The organism is Rhizobium etli 8C-3, assembly GCF_001908375.1.
In the GTDB taxonomy this organism is placed as follows: Bacteria; Pseudomonadota; Alphaproteobacteria; order Rhizobiales; family Rhizobiaceae; genus Rhizobium; species Rhizobium etli_B.
The window spans coordinates 1067522-1085498 of the sequence record NZ_CP017241.1 but is presented as its reverse complement, the minus strand read 5'-3'; the positions used below and the strand labels follow the sequence as shown (position 1 = coordinate 1085498).

The 17977-nt window shown below is 62.6% G+C and carries 18 protein-coding genes; 4 read left to right on the top strand and 14 right to left on the bottom strand.

Features of this window, described 5'->3' with window-relative positions; translation table 11 throughout:
* Window positions 1–73: 73 nt before the first annotated feature.
* The 5 genes from AM571_RS05450 to AM571_RS05430 all read right to left on the bottom strand — a co-directional run bounded on the left by AM571_RS05450 (window position 74) and on the right by AM571_RS05430 (window position 5103).
* Window positions 74–880 carry a L,D-transpeptidase gene (locus tag AM571_RS05450; protein ID WP_074060532.1) on the bottom strand — a complete coding sequence of 269 codons (807 nt, stop codon included), beginning with the start codon at window positions 878–880 and terminating at the stop codon, window positions 74–76.
* Between the two features lie 115 nt (window positions 881–995).
* Complete coding sequence (locus AM571_RS05445; protein WP_237358531.1) at window positions 996–1205, bottom strand: hypothetical protein; 210 nt, start codon at window positions 1203–1205, stop codon at window positions 996–998.
* 53 nt (window positions 1206–1258) lie between these two features.
* Complete coding sequence (locus tag AM571_RS05440) at window positions 1259–2185, bottom strand: alpha/beta hydrolase family protein (RefSeq protein WP_074060531.1); 927 nt, start codon at window positions 2183–2185, stop codon at window positions 1259–1261.
* Window positions 2186–2276: 91 nt separating this feature from the next.
* Entirely contained in the window at window positions 2277–3923 is a 1647-nt protein-coding gene (locus AM571_RS05435) for a cisplatin damage response ATP-dependent DNA ligase (protein WP_074060530.1), read from the bottom strand.
* A gap of 169 nt (window positions 3924–4092) precedes the next feature.
* The gene (locus tag AM571_RS05430) at window positions 4093–5103 is read right to left on the bottom strand and encodes a ligase-associated DNA damage response exonuclease (RefSeq protein WP_074063085.1); all 1011 of its coding nucleotides are present in this window, start codon (window positions 5101–5103) and stop codon (window positions 4093–4095) included.
* A 162-nt stretch (window positions 5104–5265) separates the two neighbouring features.
* Here AM571_RS05430 and AM571_RS05425 point away from each other — a divergent pair, with 162 nt between their 5' ends.
* From AM571_RS05425 to AM571_RS05415, 3 genes are all read left to right on the top strand, one after another.
* Entirely contained in the window at window positions 5266–6213 is a 948-nt protein-coding gene (locus tag AM571_RS05425; protein ID WP_420493380.1) for a glycerophosphodiester phosphodiesterase family protein, read from the top strand.
* 85 nt (window positions 6214–6298) lie between these two features.
* The gene (locus AM571_RS05420) at window positions 6299–7624 is read left to right on the top strand and encodes a TIGR03808 family TAT-translocated repetitive protein (protein ID WP_074060529.1); all 1326 of its coding nucleotides are present in this window, start codon (window positions 6299–6301) and stop codon (window positions 7622–7624) included.
* A gap of 98 nt (window positions 7625–7722) precedes the next feature.
* Window positions 7723–8382 carry a glutathione S-transferase family protein gene (locus tag AM571_RS05415; RefSeq protein ID WP_074060528.1) on the top strand — a complete coding sequence of 220 codons (660 nt, stop codon included), beginning with the start codon at window positions 7723–7725 and terminating at the stop codon, window positions 8380–8382.
* 10 nt (window positions 8383–8392) lie between these two features.
* Here the strand turns inward: AM571_RS05415 and nadC are convergent, their stop codons facing one another.
* From nadC to AM571_RS05375, 7 genes are all read right to left on the bottom strand, one after another.
* Window positions 8393–9262 carry a carboxylating nicotinate-nucleotide diphosphorylase gene (gene nadC / locus AM571_RS05410; RefSeq protein ID WP_074060527.1) on the bottom strand — a complete coding sequence of 290 codons (870 nt, stop codon included), beginning with the start codon at window positions 9260–9262 and terminating at the stop codon, window positions 8393–8395.
* Between the two features lies 1 nt (window position 9263).
* Entirely contained in the window at window positions 9264–10802 is a 1539-nt protein-coding gene (locus tag AM571_RS05405) for an L-aspartate oxidase (protein ID WP_074060526.1), read from the bottom strand.
* The gene (gene nadA / locus AM571_RS05400; protein WP_074060525.1) at window positions 10799–11770 is read right to left on the bottom strand and encodes a quinolinate synthase NadA; all 972 of its coding nucleotides are present in this window, start codon (window positions 11768–11770) and stop codon (window positions 10799–10801) included. The genes AM571_RS05405 and nadA overlap by 4 nt, the downstream gene beginning before the upstream one ends.
* A 68-nt stretch (window positions 11771–11838) precedes the next feature.
* Window positions 11839–12726, bottom strand: a complete 888-nt coding sequence (locus tag AM571_RS05395) for an NUDIX hydrolase (protein WP_074060524.1) — start codon at window positions 12724–12726, stop codon at window positions 11839–11841.
* A 106-nt stretch (window positions 12727–12832) separates the two neighbouring features.
* Window positions 12833–13729, bottom strand: a complete 897-nt coding sequence (locus tag AM571_RS05390) for a LysR substrate-binding domain-containing protein (protein WP_074060523.1) — start codon at window positions 13727–13729, stop codon at window positions 12833–12835.
* Between the two features lie 423 nt (window positions 13730–14152).
* Entirely contained in the window at window positions 14153–14773 is a 621-nt protein-coding gene (locus tag AM571_RS05380) for a glutathione S-transferase family protein (protein WP_074060521.1), read from the bottom strand.
* 89 nt (window positions 14774–14862) lie between these two features.
* A complete protein-coding gene (locus AM571_RS05375) occupies window positions 14863–15228 on the bottom strand; it encodes a DUF4406 domain-containing protein (RefSeq protein WP_074063083.1) in 366 nt (121 codons plus the stop codon).
* A gap of 118 nt (window positions 15229–15346) precedes the next feature.
* Here AM571_RS05375 and AM571_RS05370 point away from each other — a divergent pair, with 118 nt between their 5' ends.
* The gene (locus AM571_RS05370) at window positions 15347–16102 is read left to right on the top strand and encodes a DeoR/GlpR family DNA-binding transcription regulator (RefSeq protein ID WP_074060520.1); all 756 of its coding nucleotides are present in this window, start codon (window positions 15347–15349) and stop codon (window positions 16100–16102) included.
* Here the strand turns inward: AM571_RS05370 and AM571_RS05365 are convergent.
* Both AM571_RS05365 and AM571_RS05360 read right to left on the bottom strand, forming a co-directional pair.
* Entirely contained in the window at window positions 16077–16814 is a 738-nt protein-coding gene (locus AM571_RS05365) for a hypothetical protein (protein ID WP_074060519.1), read from the bottom strand. The two genes, AM571_RS05370 and AM571_RS05365, sit on opposite strands and share 26 nt — an antisense overlap.
* Window positions 16815–16954: 140 nt before the next feature.
* A complete protein-coding gene (locus AM571_RS05360; protein WP_074063082.1) occupies window positions 16955–17962 on the bottom strand; it encodes an asparaginase in 1008 nt (335 codons plus the stop codon).
* Window positions 17963–17977: the final 15 nt, after the last annotated feature.

Genomic DNA, 17977 nt, shown 5'->3' with positions numbered 1-17977 from the left:
CGCCAAATAAACCATACCCTCACGAAGTCGTGTCCCCGTGCGGGCAGACGATATCGTTCGCCCTGTTGCGCCGCTACATCACAACGATCTCGGCCTTGGATGGAACGCGCTCGTAAAGGTCGACGACGTCCTGGTTGAGCATGCGCACGCAGCCCGACGAGGTCGCCTTGCCGATCGATTGCCAATCCGGCGTGCCGTGCACGCGATAGAGCGTATCCTTGCCATCGTTGAAGATGTACATGGCGCGGGCGCCGAGCGGGTTTCCGAGACCCGGATTCATACCGCCGTTTTCGGCCGAGAAGGGGCGGATATCCGGTTGGCGCGAGACCATCTCGGCAGGCGGCGTCCAGCGCGGCCATTTCTGCTTCCACTGGATGACGCCGCGGCCCGACCAGGCAAAGCCCTCGCGGCCGATGCCGACGCCATAGCGGATCGCCTTGCCGTTCGGCTCGACGAGATAGAGGTGGCGCGCGCGCGTATCGACGATGACGGTGCCGGGCTTTTCCTGCGTCGGGTAGTCGACCTCCTGCCGGAGATGCTCGGGACTAAGGCGGCTCACCGGAATGGCCGGCAAAAGGAAATCGCCATCGCGAAGCTCGCCGTAAAGGGCAGCGTTCACCGGACTGGTGACCGGCAGGCCGTAGGTCTGGTTGAATTGCGTCGAGTAGAGATCGCGCACCTGCGGCACCGGCGGATCGGAAATCGCCCTCACCTTGCGCGGGTCAACACCCGGCGGCTCATAGAAAACCGGCGAAGTCTCCTGCACGAAGCGGGCCGGATCGGTCGCAGCCGTATCCGGAACAAGGATGTTGCAGCCGCCGAGACCCAGAGCCGCCACGGCAAGGCCGGCAAAGACAAACACCCGGCGCGAAGAATCCATAAACCCACCCTTCATCCATTGTCAGCAGAGCGATATCTGGCGGAAGAATGGCATTTGCGGCTGGCGTGAAGCTGGCGTCAGCACCAAAGACTGCCAGGCTTCGCGCGACTCTACATCAGACGAGCACAACGCCGTGGCCGTAGACGGTCGCCAATTCACGCACAAGCTGCGCTTCATGTTCGGTGAGCTTGCGAACATCGACAAAGCGCCAGTTGCGCTCATAAAGGGCGAAGGCTTCCTTTGCGGAAATTGCGCATAGAGGATCGCGATCCATCAGGAGCGATTTCAGCACCGGGAAGTCGTTCGGAATGATCTCGTCTGTCATTTGCGCCATCATCCGTCCAATATAGACCGTCGCGGCGAAAATTGAAGACGCGTTCAAGCGGCCACACTGCGGAAAAAGCGGATGCTTTGATCGATTTCGGCCGGCAGCGCGGATGTGTGGTTGCCGGCCACCCTGTCGGTTTCGATGCGGATACCGGCCGCACGGGCGCGGGCAGCGAGCAGGACGGCACGGTCGTTGAATTGATCCTCTTGCGTGCCGTGCACGAGGTGGACGGGGCACTTGAAGCTTTGTGCGTAGCAAAGTGCCGAGCGAACCTCGAATTCGTGCTTGTTGCCGTCGTCGAAGCGGATGTCCTGCGGGTAGCGATTGAAGAATCGGAAGGCGTCCGGATTGCCGGAAATCGGGGCGGCGGCGCGGAAACGGTGCGTGCTCATGGCGGCAAGCATGGTCAGCGTGCCGCCGATGCTGTGGCCTGCCACAAACAGCCGGTTCGCATCGACACCCGGCAGATGCGCCAGTCGCTCGGCTGCGGCAAGAACATCGTCCACCTCGTCGTAGAAGCCGGAAAAATTGCCCATCTGGCCATTTTCACCGCGCACAGACGGCATCAGCACGACGAAACCGGCCTCGCAATAGGGTTTCAGGAGCTGCCACTGGCCAACGCCCATGGCATTGCCGCCGTGAAGGAAAAGCACACCGGGCCTTGCATGGTGCCCGCGCTTGTATTTGCTGACCCAGGCCGCCAGTTCGAGCTCGCCGCCGGCGCCTGAGCGGTAGAATATCTGTTCGCCATCCGGCGGCGCGCCCAATGCCTCGTACTTGTCCGGCGCAGGACCCTTCTGCAGCAGCTTCGTGCGGAAACGGCGGCGGACCTTGGCATAGTCGTGGGTGATCAGGCGTGGCTGATCCGGAACATTGAAGGCAGAGGCGGCGCGGGGAAGCATGAGGGCACCCGCCATACCGGCGATGATCGCGCGGCGTTGGCGGAAAGAGGCATTTCGATCGTCGTCAAAGGACATGACACAGCACCCGATAGCCCCCGGGCACCCAAATATCTGCACCAGAACCGCATTCGGGCCAATACACATTGCGTTGAAATCCGCCCCTGCGTCATTGTCGCGCAGGCGGGCCAGTACCACGGCTTTCGTCGATCATCGCGACCAGCGTTTCAAGGCGGTCTGCCTCGTAGGAAGGCTTGTCCGGCCGCAGCCTCGAGATGCGCGGAAAGCGCATCGCCACACCGGACTTGTGCCGCGTCGAGCGGTTGATGCCTTCGAAGGCGACCTCGACGACGAAGCCGAACTCCCGATCTGCGCGCACGGCCCGAACCGGACCGAAACGCTCGACGGTGTTGTTGCGGACGAATTTATCGAGCAGTTCCAGCTCCTGATCGGTGAAGCCGAAATAGGCCTTGCCGACTGGCACCAGCTGTTCGCCGTCCGGCGTCTCGGTCCAGACACCGAAGGTGAAGTCGGAATAGTAGCTCGAGCGCTTGCCATGGCCACGCTGGGCATACATCAAGACGGCGTCGACGTTGTAAGGATTGCGCTTCCACTTGAACCACGGGCCCTTCATGCGGCCCGCCTGATAGATGCTGTCCCGGCGTTTGATCATCACGCCCTCGATCACGGGATCCGGCGGCGAAGTACGCAGCTTGTCCAATTCATCCCATGTCGAAAAGGCGACGAGCGGCGAAAGGTCGAACCGATCGTGCGGCGCCTGCTCGATGATCTCCGAGAGCCGGTCGCGCCGGTCGATGAAGCTGTTGCCGCGCACATCCTCTTGGCCGTCGAACAGCAAGTCGTAGGCCCGGATGAAGGCCGGGTATTCGTCGAGCATCTTCGCCGTCACCGTCTTGCGGTTCAAGCGCTGCTGAAGGTCGGAAAAGGTTCTCGTCGGGCTGTTCGAGCGTGCGGTCCCGCCGACGAGCAGTTCGCCGTCGAGTACGCCGTTGAAGCTGATGGAGTCCACAATATCCGGGAAGGCACCGGAGATGTCGTCGCCGGAGCGCGAATAGATCTTGCGCGTTTCGCCGGAGCGCGAAAGCTGGACACGGATACCGTCCCACTTCCATTCCGCCGCATAATCGGCCGGGTCGAGGCCGCTGAGATCGTTGTCCTCCACCGGATGGGCGAGCATGACGGAATGGAAGATCGCGGGCGTCGCGAGCACCGGCTTGCCGCCCCTGCCCTCCAGCCATTCGAAGAGCGATTCATAGGGCGGCTCCAGACCGTGCCATAGCGTTTCGATCTCGATTATGTCCTTACCGCCGAGATCGGCCAGTGCCTGTTTGGCAAGCCGCGCCGAGACGCCGATGCGCATGGCGCCGGTGGCGAGCTTGATGAAGGCGAAGCGGCCAGACGGATCCAGCCGGTTGAGCGTATCGCGGACGAAACTGCGGACTTCGGTGCGGCCGAGCGAATTCATGCGGGTGAGGACCTCGCCGAGGCGCGGCTGGACAAAGGCGGAGCGATCGACGTCCTTTTCGTTGTCCCAGACGAGTGAGATCGTTTCGGCAAGGTCTCCGACATAGTCGTAGGAGTAGCGGAACAACACCTCGTCCATCCGCTCAAGCGTCAGATCGCGCAGCATGGCAGGCTTGACGTTGCGCACTTCGAGCGTCCCGGCGATCGCTGCAAGCCCATAACCGCGGTCCGGGTCGGGTGTGTCGCGGAAATAGTCGGTCAGGAGCTTCAGCTTGCCCTTGCGGCTGGGCGTCAGGACAAGACGGTCGAGGAGATCGGCAAAGGGTTTCATGCGACCGCTCCAACCGGTGGAAAAGCCATTTCTTCTGAAGGTCCCTTCCCAACCGCTCCCCGCACGCACGAGGGTCTCACACGCCGTGCCCACCGCGTCCATCTCGCATCGACGCAGCATGAAGCAACGCTGTATTGGGGCGAAAGGGAGCCGGTCCCACACATCTGCGTCAATCTCCCTCGTCCTCATAGCCTACCAGATGCAGCGGCCTCGCCTTGATGCCGTGCAGCTCGCACCAGCGGACCAGCGCTTCCTCGCGGCCGTGGGTGACCCAGACTTCGGCGGGGCTGAGTTCGTTAATCGTGTCGGCAAGTTCCGGCCAGTCGCAATGGTCGGAGATGACGAGCGGCAGTTCGACACCCTGCTGCTTGGCGCGCTGGCGCACCATCATCCAGCCGGATGCGAAGGCGGGAAGCGGCTCGTTGAAGCGGCGCGCCCAGCGATCGGCGAAGGCCGAGGACGGACCGACGACAACGGCGCCCCTGAAGGCGGATTTGTCGCGGCCTTCAACGGTCGCCGGCCGCAGGTCGCCGAGGTCGATGCCCTGCCCGGCATAATATTCGCAAAGCCGCTCCATGGCACCGTGGATATAGATCGGCTCGTCGAAACCGGCATCGCGCAGCAGACGGATGACGCGCTGGGCCTTGCCGAGCGCATAGGCGCCGATCAGATGCGTGCGCTCCGGAAACTGCCGGAGCGAGCCAAGCACCTTGCCGATCTCCTCCATCGGATCGGGATGATGGAACACCGGCAGCCCGAAGGTCGCTTCGGTGATGAAGACGTCGCACGGCACCGGCACATAGGCCGCACAGGTCGGGTCCGCACGGCGCTTGTAGTCGCCGGAAACGACGATGCGGGTGCCGTTCTTCTCAATCGCGATCTGAGCAGAGCCGAGGACGTGGCCTGCCGGATAAAAGCTTACCTTGACGCCGTTCAATTCCAGCTTTTCGCCGTATTCGACGGCCTGCTCGCTGGCACAGAACCCCTCACCGCAGCGCAGGCGCATGATGTCAAGCGTCTGGCGCGTCGCAAGAACATGCCGGTGGCCAGGGCGGGCATGATCGGAATGGCCATGCGTAACGAGCGCCTGCTCCACCGGCCGCACCGGATCGACATAGAATCCGCCCTGCGGGCAATATAGCCCTTCAGGAGCCGGAAAAAGAAGAGCATCGGGTCGCATCATCAGCGAGAAGATAGCGGGAAATGGGCCGAGAGCCAGTAGCTTCCTGCAATTCCGTCTGCCTGCTGCCTGCTGCCGCAGATCGACCCATATCTCGCCTTTGCGATTGGCCAGATTCGTTTGGAGGCAACCGATTTGAGAAGGAAAATTCGTTATAGCATTATGGCAATCGCCGTCTTCGCCGCAGCCGTATATCTGAACAATACCAGTCTTTTGGCATCGCACCGGCAAGGCATGCCCGTGCTTTTGGCACATCGCGGGATCGCCCAGCGTTTCGACGAGCGGGATTTGACGAACGACACTTGCACGGCAGCGCGCATGCTGCCGCCGAAGCACGACTATCTGGAAAACACCATTCGCTCGATTCGCGCGGGCTTCGATGCGGGTGCGGATATCGTCGAGGTCGATGTCCATCCGACGACGGATGGGCAGTTCGCGATCTTCCACGACTGGACGCTCGACTGCCGCACGAACGGGCACGGCCTCACCCGCGCGCACTCGATGGCGCAAATGAAGGCGCTCGATATCGGCTATGGCTACACGGCCGACGGCGGCAAGACCTTTCCTTTCCGAGGGACCGGCATTGGCCAGATGCCGACGCTTGACGAGGTGCTTCAGACGTTTCCGGACAGGCGGCTGCTGATCAATGTCAAAAGCCGGGATCCCTCCGAAGGCGAGAAACTGGCTGCCGTCCTCAACGCTCTTTCTGCCGCGCGCCTTGAACTGATCATGGTCTATGGCGGCAACGAGCCCGTCCAAACCATTCAGCGCCTGGCGCCAGACGTCAAGACGGCATCGCGCGCGAGCCTCAAAGCCTGCCTGCTCGGATATATCGGCTACGGCTGGACGGGCATCCTGCCGCAAGCCTGCAAGAACACGATGGTTCTTGTTCCGGTCAATATCGCCCCGTGGCTCTGGGGCTGGCCGGACCGTTTCCTCAACCGCATGGAGGCTGGAAACAGCGTGGTCTTTGCGCTCGGCCCCTATCGCGGCGGCGATTTTTCGACGGGGATCGATACGCCCGAACTGCTGGCAAAGCTGCCCGTCGACTATTCCGGTGGCATCTGGACGAACGAAATCGAGGCGATCGGCAAGCTCAGCGGAAATTAGGCTCCCCAAGATACTTCGCGGCAAGGATTCTGTGTCAGAACGGATATATGTCTGGCACGGATGATGAACGGCGAAAGGGTCCTTGATGTATCTGCGGCGCAATATGCTCGGCCTTGCCGGTGCAGCTTTGGTCCTGCCGATGGCCGGTCTTGCCTTCGCTAGCTCAAAACGGTCCGCATCCGGCTGGGCGCTGGATGCATCGGGCGCGGCAAACAGCAACCTGCAGGCTCTGATCGACGAGGCGGCACGCAACGACATGCCGCTTTATCTTCCGGCCGGGACCTATGAAGCTTCAAACCTCGTGCTTCCGGACAATGCCCGCATTTTCGGCGTTTCGGGTGCATCGCGCATTCTTCATCGAGGCAGCGTCAATTCAGCGAAAGGCGCCCGGCGGATCGAGCTTTCCGGTATCGTCATCGAGGGTAGCGGCGGGATGAGCGGCGAGGTCAACAGCGGCCTGTTACAGTTGACCGGCATTGCCAACGTGCAGATCGACAACTGCGAAATCAGGCAATCCGGCAAGCATGGACTGCGCCTTGAGCGCTGCGGCGGCCGGATCGAACGCAGCCGTATTTCGGGGGCGGCGCAGGCCGGCATCTTCGCAGTCGATTCCACCGGCATTGCGATCACCGGAAATACGGTTGCCGATTGCGGCAACGGCGGCATTCTCGTGCACCGCTGGGAAAAGGGCGAGGATGGCACCGCCATTACCGGCAACCGCGTAAGACGCATCAGGGCCAATGACGGCGGTACGGGGCAGAACGGCAACGGCATCAATGTCTTTCGCGCCGGCGGCGTGATGGTGGCAGATAACCAGATCGCCGATTGCGCGTTTAGCGCCGTGCGAGCCAATTCCGGCGACAACGTCCAGATCACCGGCAATCAATGCCTGCGCTCCGGCGAGACGGCGATCTATGCCGAATTCGATTTTCAAGGTGCCGTCTTGTCCGGCAATCTCGTCGATGGTGCTGCAAACGGCATATCGATCGCCAATTTCAACGAAGGCGGAAGGCTGGCCACCATCATCGGCAACATCGTGCGGAACCTGAGGCGCGACGGCCCCTACGAACCCGAGGTCGGCTTCGGCATCGGAATTGCCGCCGAAGCCGACACGACCATCTCGGGCAATGTCGTCGAAGACGCCCCGCTCTTTGCGATGCAGCTCGGCTGGGGGCCTTATCTGCGCAATCTCGTTGTTACCGGAAATGTCCTGCGCAAGGCCCCCGTCGGCTGTGCGGTTTCGGTGGCACAAGGCTCAGGCACGGCGGTGATCACCGACAACGTCTTCCAGGAAATCACCGAGGGGGCAGTCTTGGGCTTCGAATGGGAGAAAAAGGTCTCCGGCGACCTTACGCAAGCAGGCAGCGAACAATACCCGCATCTGACCATCGAGCGGAACCGCAGCAGCTGAGACACATCAAAAGCTTTCATTGATCCATCAGGACCAGACGCTTTCGCTTCGCACGGCCGCGCTCTACTTTGCGCGCAACGTTCAAGGGGGACAAAAGCATGCTGACAATCTACGGCGTTTACCGTTCGCGCGCCGCGCGCGTCTACTGGACGGCCGAGGAACTCAACATCGCCTTCACCTCGGTTCCGGTGATCCAGGCGAAGCGGCTTGACAATCCGCTGGCGCCAGATGCACCGATCAATACGCTCTCGCCCGAGTTCATCGCCATCAATCCGATGGCGCAGATTCCTTCGATCAAGGACGGCGAGCTGGTGATGCACGAGTCGCTGGCGATCAATCTCTATCTTGTGCGCAAGCACGGCGGGCCGATTTCCGGCAAAACCGTCGAGGAAGACGGTTTGCTGACGATGTGGACCGTCTGGGCGCTGGCAGAACTCGAGCCGCATACGGTAAGGATCGTCGTGACCTATGACAACGAGCACGAAAACACCGAGGCCGGAAAGGCAGCAATCGACGTCGCCTGCCGCTCGATGAAGCGTCCGCTCGCCGTGCTGGAAAAACACCTCACCAACAATCAATGGATCGTCGGCGACCGCTTCACCGTTGCCGATCTCAACGTTGCGGAAGTGCTGCGCTATGGCCAAACGGAACAGGCGCTGTTCGACGCTCATCCGAAGGTCAGCGCCTGGCTGAAGCGCTGCCAATCCCGCCCCGCCTATCTCGCCATGCAGGCGACACGCTCGAAAGAGCCGGTCTGACCCAAAGCCGTTATCGTCCTGCCGATTGGCTGGATTTCCAGTCGAGCCCGATGTCCAGCGTCGGGGCGCTGTGCGTCAGCCAGCCGACCGAGATCAGATCGACGCCGGAAGCGGCAATCGCACCTGCGGTCTGCGGCGTCACCCGCCCGGAAGCTTCGGTGATCGCGCGTCCGGCGACGATTTTGACTGCCCGGCGAAGCTGGTCCGGGGTCATGTTGTCGAGCAGGACGGCATCGACGCCGGTCTCCATCGCTTCGCGCAACTGATCGAGCGTATCGACCTCCACTTCGATCTTCACCATATGGCCGGCACCGGCCTTGGCCCGGCAAATGGCTTCGGCGACGCCGCCGGCAATGGCGACATGATTGTCCTTGATCAGCACGGCATCGCAAAGCGCAAAGCGATGGTTGACGCCGCCGCCGGCGCGCACGGCATATTTCTCCAGCGCGCGCAGTCCCGGCGTCGTCTTGCGGGTGCAGGCGACCGAGGCGTTCGTACCGGCGATCGCGGCCACGATCCCGGCCGTCACCGTGGCGATGCCCGAAAGATGGCCAAGAAAGTTCAGCGCCGTCCGCTCTCCCGTCAAAATGGCGCGAGAGGGACCTTCGACCGTGACGATGACGTCTCCGGGTTTCACCGCCGCGCCGTCCGCGACATGAAAGGTCATGATGATCGCGGGATCGACAAGCTCAAACGCCAGCGCAGCGGCGCAAAGCCCGGCGATCACCCCAGGCTGGCGGGCCACCATGACGACCGTGGAGCGGTGATCTTGCGGAACGACGGCCGCCGAGGTGATGTCGCCAGCAAGGCCGAGATCTTCCAGCAGCGCATTGCGCACGAGCGGCTCGATCAGCAGCCGCGGCAGGCCAACAAGCGTCATGTCAAGCACTCCTTTCAAGGGGGTCGGATGCGACGGCGCGCGCAAAATTCAAAACCTGAGATAAGTTCATCCTTTGGCGCCTGGCATGTACGTGCTTCAGCGGAAAATCGGTTCGGGCGTGGGCGCCGCGCGATTCCGTCCGCAGCGCCGCAAAGACGGCAATCAACAGCCCGACGGTGGCCGGATCCGTTGCCGGCCCCTCCTTCTCGACGAAGGGAAGGAGCGCGCCGATCGCGCCGTGGATCGACCTGCCATTGCGCAGCACGCTAAGATGCGCAGAGACAATCGGCCGGACAGGCGATGCGTCGGGTTGCAGCGGCAGCGGTTCGATCACTGTGGGCCGCAGGCATGCGGTCGTGCCGGCGATATCCCGGGCAGAGCGCATGCCCATGACTGCGGCTTCGAGCAGCGAATTGCTGGCAAGGCGGTTGGCGCCGTGCAGGCCAGTCGAAGCCGCTTCGCCGGCGACCCAGAGGCCGGGGACGCAACTGCGGCCGTTCTTGTCTGTGGCGACACCGCCCATGTGGTAATGCACGGCCGGTTCAACCGGGATCAGATGCCGCGCCGGATCGACCCCGGCCCCGCGGCACAAGGTATCGATCACCGGAAAGCGGCTTGAAAAGCGAGCGCCGAGGGCCTCGCGGGCATCGAGATAGACCTTGCCGCCGCGGGCGATCTCGGCGCTGATTGCGCGCGCCACCACGTCGCGCGGTGCAAGTTCCCGAGCAGGCTGATCCGCCATGAAGCGCTCGCCGCGCTCGTTGATCAGAAACGCGCCCTCGCCGCGCACCGCTTCGCTGACGAGCGCCAGCGGCCGCCGCTTCGAACGCAGTGCGGTCGGGTGGAATTGCACGAATTCCATATCCGCAAGCTCGGCACCTGCCCTTGCAGCAAGGACAATGCCCTGGCCGAAATTGATGACCGGATTGGTCGTCGCCTCGTAAAGGCCGCCGAGGCCGCCGGTTGCCAGGAGGACATGCGGCGTCGGCACGATGAAGGCCCTTCCGCCGGACGCGCAAAGGACGCCGCCGATCGCACCGTCTGCGAGCGCCAGACGCCGGACCTCGAAATTGGCAAGCACGGTGATCGACGGCGTGGCCGAGACGGCTTGTACCAGAGCGCGAATGATGGCGGCACCGGTGCCGTCACCTTTGGCATGGACAATGCGCGGGCGGGAATGGGCGGCCTCCAGCCCGAGCGCAAGCCGACCTTCGCCGCTCCTGTCGAAGCAGACGCCCAGTTTCTCCAGCAACCCGATCATCGCTGGCGCTTCGCGCAGGATATCTGCGGCGATCTCACGATCACAAAGGCCGTCACCGGCAGCAAGCGTGTCGGCAAGGTGGAGGTTTGCGCTGTCATCCGCGCCGATGCTTGCGGCAATGCCGCCCTGGGCCCAGGCGCTCGAGGTCCCGGCACCCAGGGCGGCTTGCGTGACCAGGACGACCGGCTTCGGCGCCAGTGTGAGCGCCGCCATCAGCCCGGCAATGCCACTGCCGACAATGACCGGGCGGCCGGCAAGATCGGTGAGGATTTCGGTCATATCGCCAGCATCCTTTCGACGGCACGCCGCGCCGCGTCCGCAATGGCGGGCTCGACGGTGACTTCGTGGCGGTTTTCCTGAAGCGCCGTGCGAATGTTCGAAAGCGTGATCCGCTTCATGTGTGGGCACAGATTGCAGGGCCGGATGAATTCTACATCCGGATGGTGCACGGCGACGTTGTCGCTCATCGAACATTCGGTGAGCAGCACGACGCGGGCCGGTCGCTTCTTGCCGACATAGTCCGACATGATGGCGGTGGAGCCGGCGAAATCCGCTTCGGCGACCACATCGGGCGGACATTCCGGATGGGCGAGCACGGTGACGCCCGGATAGTTTTCCCGAAGCTTACGGACGTCATCGGCGTTGAAGAGCTCATGCACCTCGCAGTGGCCATGCCAGGCGATGATCTCGACATCGGTGTCCTTTGCGACGTTGCGGGCAAGATATTCGTCCGGGATCATCAGCACGCGCGGCACACCAAGCGATTCGACCACCTCCTTGGCATTGCCCGAGGTGCAGCAGATATCCGAAGCGGCTTTCACCGCCGCCGAGGTATTGACATAGGTGATGACCGGCACGCCGGGATGGGCCTGGCGCAAAAGCGCGACATCCTTTGGCGTGATCGAATCGGCCAGCGAGCAACCGGCGCCCATATCGGGAATGAGCACCGTCTTTCCAGGATTAAGCAGCTTGGCTGTTTCGGCCATGAAGTGGACGCCGGCAAGCACGATCACCTCGGCATCCACCTCAATCGCCCTGCGCGCCAGCGCCAGGCTGTCGCCGACGATATCGGCAACGCCGTGGAAGATCTCCGGCGTCTGGTAATTGTGGGCGAGGATGACGGCGTTGCGGCGGCGCTTCAGATCGAGGATCGCCTCGACATCGTCCTGGAAGGTCAGCCATTCCGCCTTGGGAATGACGCGGCTAACGCGATCATAGAGAGAGGACGCGGACACGGGAGGATTCACGGCGAGCTCCTTTATACTCGAAATGAGTATTTCGTGGACGAGCTGATTATTCTCAATTTGAGTTTATGTCAAGCGCGGGAGAGCGGAAGTTTCGAGCCGGACAGCGCCCGCTCTTCGACAACGGCATGCCGGTAGCGGAAGAGCTTCGCGGGCCGGCCGCCGGTTTCGCTGGTCGTTTCGCCGGTTTCCTCGATCAGCTGCTGCTGATCGATCAGCCGGCGGAAATTCGGTTTATGAAGAGTAAGGCCCGACAGTGCTTCGACGCTGCGCTGAAGCTGCAGCAGCGTGAAGCTCTCCGCCATGAGCTCGAAGACGACCGGACGATACTTGATCTTCGCCCGAAGCCTGGCTATTCCCGTCGCAAGGATCCGCCGGTGATCGGCAAACATCCGCCGGCCCGGGTTTTCCGCCACGGTTGCGCCGGCCTCTGCCACCAGACCCGCCTCGTACAGCAGCTCGTAGCGTTGCAGGGCGAGATCTTCGTTCCACGCGGCGCCATCCAGGCCAAAGGTAAAGGCGATCCGGCGCTTGCGGTTCTGCTGGCGAGCCGCATCCGTCGTTTCCCAGCGCCGCAGCCCGTCGACAAGCGCGTCGAAGACCGGCGGCTTGCCTTTGCGGTGATCCTCCCATGGAAAATATTCATACCAGCTGTGCCAGCCCGGCGCCGGGTGCTCCCGCACCAGCCCCAGATAGCTGATCGAGATCGTCCGTCCACCGAGGATCTCATTCTGCCGGTCGCGGTCGGCGAAGGTATAAAGCTGCTCAAGATAGCCCACCGGATGCGCCGTCTGCTCCTGAATCCACTCCCGCAGCCCGCTCTGCAGCGTGCGGTGCCCCATCTCGAAGGATCCGGATGGCAACGCTTCGCCGCTCCTGACCGTCATGACGCGCGGGTCGTCGTCGGTTACGGCGGCAAGGACGGCGATCAGTTCTGCGTGTGCAACGCCGATGGGCACTGTGAAGGATCACTCCTCTGCAAATGGGGTTCTCACCAACAGCTTTGCCACACGAGCTATACAAAGCCAATGCAGCGTGAAGCACAGCGCACTGCCAGCCACGCCGTCAAGCAAACAGCTTCACCGTTCCGGCCATCTCCTCGCGGATCCAGGCCTTGAAGTCGCGCACCTTCTTCGGCTCGCGCGCGCCTTCGGCGGTCACGAAATAGTGGCCGAAGCCGGTTTTGGCACGGATGGTGAAGGGGACGGCGAGCTGGCCGGCCTGCAGCGAATAGTCTGCCAGCGTCTGCCAGGCGAGCATGACGCCCTGCCCGGCGATGGCCGCATCGAGACAGAGCGATGCGTCGTTGAAGACGTGGCGCGTCGCCGGCGCCGAACCCGACAGGCCCGCCTCCTGCATCCAGACCTCCCAGCCGAACATGGCGCGGCCATCGATGACGGCCGGCAGCTTCCGGATATCTGCAGGCTCCTTCAGATCGCGCGCCATCTGCGGTGCGCAGACCGGGAATACTTCCTGCTCCACAATCAGTTCGGCCTTGACACCCGGCCACTGCCCGGCACCGACGCGGATGCCGATATCGACGTCGGATGTCGAAAGATTGACCAGGCAAGTCGTTGCATCGATGCGCAGCTTGATATCCGGAAAACGCGCGGCGAAACGATCGAGCCGCCACACCAACCAGCGGGCAGCGAAGACGGGTGCTACGGAGATCGTCAGCGTGGCGTCGTCCCGGCGCTGCGCAATCGAGACGGCCTGCGACATGCGGTTGAAGCCCTCCGTCAGGGCCGCAAGCACCGGCGCGCCCGCTTGCGTCACCACCATGCCTTTCGACGTGCGCTCGAATATCAGCTGATCGAGCTGCGCTTCAGTCTTGATGACCTGCTGGCTGACGGCACCGATCGAGACCCCGAGTTCCTCCGCAGCAAGCTGCAGCGAACCGAGACGCCCGACCGCCTCCAGCGCGCGCAGCCCATTCAAATGCACCGAGTTGAGATTGCGCATATATATTTTCTATAGCGGGTCGTTGATAATCTCAATTGAAAAGGTTTCTCGTGGCTCCGATATTGAGGCGCAGCACCTGAAACGGCGAGGAATTTCGCCGTACACTGTGCATTTTTGAGCCAGAGAAAGCGAGGCATGCAATGTCATTGCTGAAGTTTTTCTTGAATAGGTCATCCGAGGCGGCATCTCCTCAGGGCGATGATCCGCTGTCGCATCCGCAGATCGCCACAATGTCGCTGCGGCAAATGGCCGATCTGCCTTCAAACTATGCAGCGCCGAAGCCAACGCGATACGAGACGCGGCCGCTTACGAAATGTGCCTGATTGCAACCTGGATCTTTCGCGCAGACAACGGCAATGGACCGGATGCCACCAGCCCTCCCATCTCCTGTGCCGACGAGATGAGGAGGGCACAGGGGCGCCCTCAGCCCTTTTCGATCGTCAGCGCCCGCTGCACTGCAGGGCGGTCCATCATGCGGGCGTAGTGGGCGCTCGCCTTGGCAAATCGCATCGGATCGACGCCATCGCCGCGCAGCCAGCCGGTCATCGTGAAAAGGTATGGATCGGCGACTGAATACTGCTCGCCCATGACCCAAGGGGCGGCGAGCATCGTCTCCTCGATGAGTTCGAAGCTTTCCGTCATGGTCTGGGGAACCTTGGCCTGCATGGCTTCGTGCGCGGCGGGATCGTCTGCCCAGCGGGAACCGCGGCGCTTGTGTGCATGGTTCACATGCACGCTCGAGCAGAGGTAGCTGTTGAAGGACTGCAGGCGGGCGAACTCGAACGGGTCGTCGAGCGGCGCGAGCCTGGCTGCCGGGACGGTCTGCGCGATATAGGCGAGGATCGCCGGCGTTTCGGTGACTACGCCGCGATCGGTGACGAGGGCGGGGACGCGGCCCTTCGGGTTGATCTTCAGATATTCCGGCGAACGCTGCTCGTTGTCCTTGAAGCTGATCATCCTTGCTTCATAGGCAAGGCCGGATTCCTCCAGCGCGATGAGACTTGCTAGCGCACAGGTGCTTGGCGCGAAATAAAATGTCAGCATGGTCGAGACTCCCTTTCGGCAGGTTTATATAGCGTAGCCGTCGCGCCGTGCCCATGGGCGAATTCGGGGCCGTTGCCGGCCCCGGCCAATCATGCGGCCCTCGCGCAGCCGGGCACATCTTCCAGCTTGTACCAGACCGGAATGCCGCGCTCGCGCGCGATGCGGACGTCGTTGTCAGCTCCCTTGGAGTTCCCCGGCAGCCGCAGCACGCCCTGGCAAAGCTCCAAAAGCCGGTGGGCGACGGGGTGGAAGATCTCCTCGTAGAGATCATCGCCGGTCGACTTGCCGCCGGCTGCATTCCAGACCGGCAAGGCCACCCATTCGCCGATCATCGGCACATGGCCCGCCCTGAAGAGCGCGTAGGAAGGTTCCTCCAGCCGCTTCAGGTTGGCCGCCATCTTTCCCGGATCATCGCCGGTTCCGGACCTGTATGGCCCTGCAATCAGGATCAACATCGTCAACTCCATCACTCCCGGCCTCATGCACGGGATCTCACGATAATGCGCAAATATGCTTGCATGTCGAGTCATTTCAGGCATTATCGTGATGTTTCGTGGATTTTCGTGTGGAGAAATGCTGACCACCCAACGCAAATCACTGATACTCGACATCCTGCGTCGTGACGGCCAGGTCATCGCCAAGCGCGTCGCCCAAGATTTGGCGCTGTCGGAAGATACGATCCGGCGCGACCTGCGGGAGATGGCGGCCGACGGGCTCTTGAAACGGGTGCATGGCGGCGCGATGCCGATCGCACCCGACCTGCCGGATTTCTCGGCGCGGAGGAGCGTGTCGTCCGATGCCAAGCAGCGGCTCGGCGCCAGGGCGGTGCAAATGGTCAAAGCGGGGCAGATGATCTTTCTCGACGGCGGGACGACGACGGCGCAGATCGCCCGGTGTCTGCCACGCGACATCGCCTTTACCATCGCAACGCACAGCCCGACGATCGCAGCGGAACTGGAACATCACCCGACCGCCGACATCATTCTCACAGGCGGGCGGCTCTACAAGCACTCGATGGTGGCAACCGGCGCTGCGGCCATGGCCGCGATTTCGCAGCTTCGGCCCGATATTTTCTTTCTCGGCGTCACCGCGGCCCATCCCGTGCACGGGCTGTCGACGGGCGACTACGAGGAGGCGGCGATCAAGCGCCATATCGCTCGTTGCGCGGCCGAAACATATGCCCTGCTGACCGAGGAGAAATTCGATCGCGTTTCGCCTTGCCCTGTGCTCGCCATTTCAGACGTTGCGGGACTGATCGTTTCGGCCGGAGTGCCAAAAGAGCGGCTTGCGCCCTATCGGGCGCTCAATGCCGCGATCTTCGAAGCATGAAGGGCGCAGCGAGCCGCGCGATGTCCTGCGGCAGTAGGCTTGCCGAAAGTGCCGCCACGAAGACGGCCAGCATAGCATAGGCCGGCATCATGCTGCCGGTTCCGAGATCGCAGATCGCCGCCAAATGCGGCTGGAATGCCGCGATCGTTAAGGCGATCCACGGCATGCCGAACATGCGGGCCGCAAACGCACCGAAGCCTGGCGTTTCCGCGATCGCCGCAAGCACGCCGTAGCCTGCGGCAATCCAGATGGCGGCCCGCAGCCAGGCCCGTTGGCCAAAGGGAGTTATCCTCCCCTCTTCGAAGGCGATGAAGAGATAACCGCAGAACACCGTGACGAAGAGGAACGCCACCGGCAGGCTTTCGACCACCATTTCCGGCCGTAACTGGCCCGTCCAGCCACCCGCGAGAATCCCCGGAAAGGCCGCCGACGTCGAAAACCAGACAAGCGCGACAGGCGCCCAAAGCCAGTGGACCGACAGGTAGCGCAAACGGGCGAATGTGCAGATCACCATGATGGCCCCCGCAAGCCCAATACCCGAAGGCTTCATCGTGCCGGACATGGCAAGCACGATTGGTCCGCACGAACCGGCAATCTCGGCGCAGCCGGACATGGCGATGATCGCCCAGGTCACGTAATCGAAGCACATGGAAAAGAACAGGAAGATCGCGACGGCGATCAGCATCCACCAGAGATAGCGGCCTGCAAACATGTCCTGCCCTCGTGGCACGGGTTGAACGCCGCACCATAGTAGGACAATTGCGCCGCCGCGCATCTCCTCCCGCAGGATTTGGTTTAATGTATATTAGGAATTACTGATTATCAGAGGCGCTCTGTGCCGTAACGGCACGACTATGCAACGAGCGCAGCCGTGACGCGAACGTCGCCGACATGGATGCCGTTCCAATTGTACATCGGCTTGACTGCCATCGAAATCAGCTTCGCGTGAACCTCGCTGCCCCTCTCGAAGAACCGGGCGAGTGCTGCCGCCACCATGGCCTCGGCAGCGCGGGTTGTCCCGTCCTCGCACTTCACGGCAATCGAGATCCCTTCTTCGGGAATTGCAGCGCAGAAGACGCCTTCGGCGCCGGTCTTGGCGAAAATCCTGCCCGGCGCGATCTGCATCAGCTCCGTGCAGGCGCGTCCCGTACCTGCGACATAGAAGGGCTCCGCCATGCAGGCGTCGAACAGGCGTCGCGCGGCTTTGGCGCGCAACGGCTCGAGGCCATTTCCGGTCGCCATCTTGGCAAAGCCATGCGCAAGGCCGCGGAGCGGGACTGCATAGGTCGGGATCGAGCAGCCGTCGGTGCCGCAATTGTCGCGGCCAAGCACGGCGCCGCTGAGGCTCTCCATCGTACCGCGTATCTCTTGCTGCAGCGGATGGTCGTAGCCGGCATAACCCTTCGGATCGATATCCCGATGGCAGCAGGCGCAGACGAAGCCCGCATGCTTGCCGGAACAATTGTTGTGCAGCGCCGTCGGTGCTGTGACCGTGCGCGCCTGGTGGATGAGAGTCTTGCGGTCCGACGACCAGTGGGCACCGCATTCGAGCGCTTCAGCGCTGCGTCCAGCGCGCGCCAGCATTGAGGCGGCAAGCCCTACATGCTCGTCTTCGCCGTTATGTGAAGAACAGGCGAGCGCCAGTTCCTTGCTTCCGAAGCCATAGGCATCGGCCGCGCCACTTTCGACCAGCGGCAGCGCCTGCATTGCCTTGCAGGAGGACCGCGGGAAAACGCCGGCATCGATATCGCCAAGCCCGAAGACCACCTTGCCGTCGCCGTCGACGGCAACGACCGTGCCGCGATGACAGCTTTCGACGAGCGAGCCGCGCGTGACTTCGACAGTGACGGGATTGGACATGGGCAGGAATCCGGA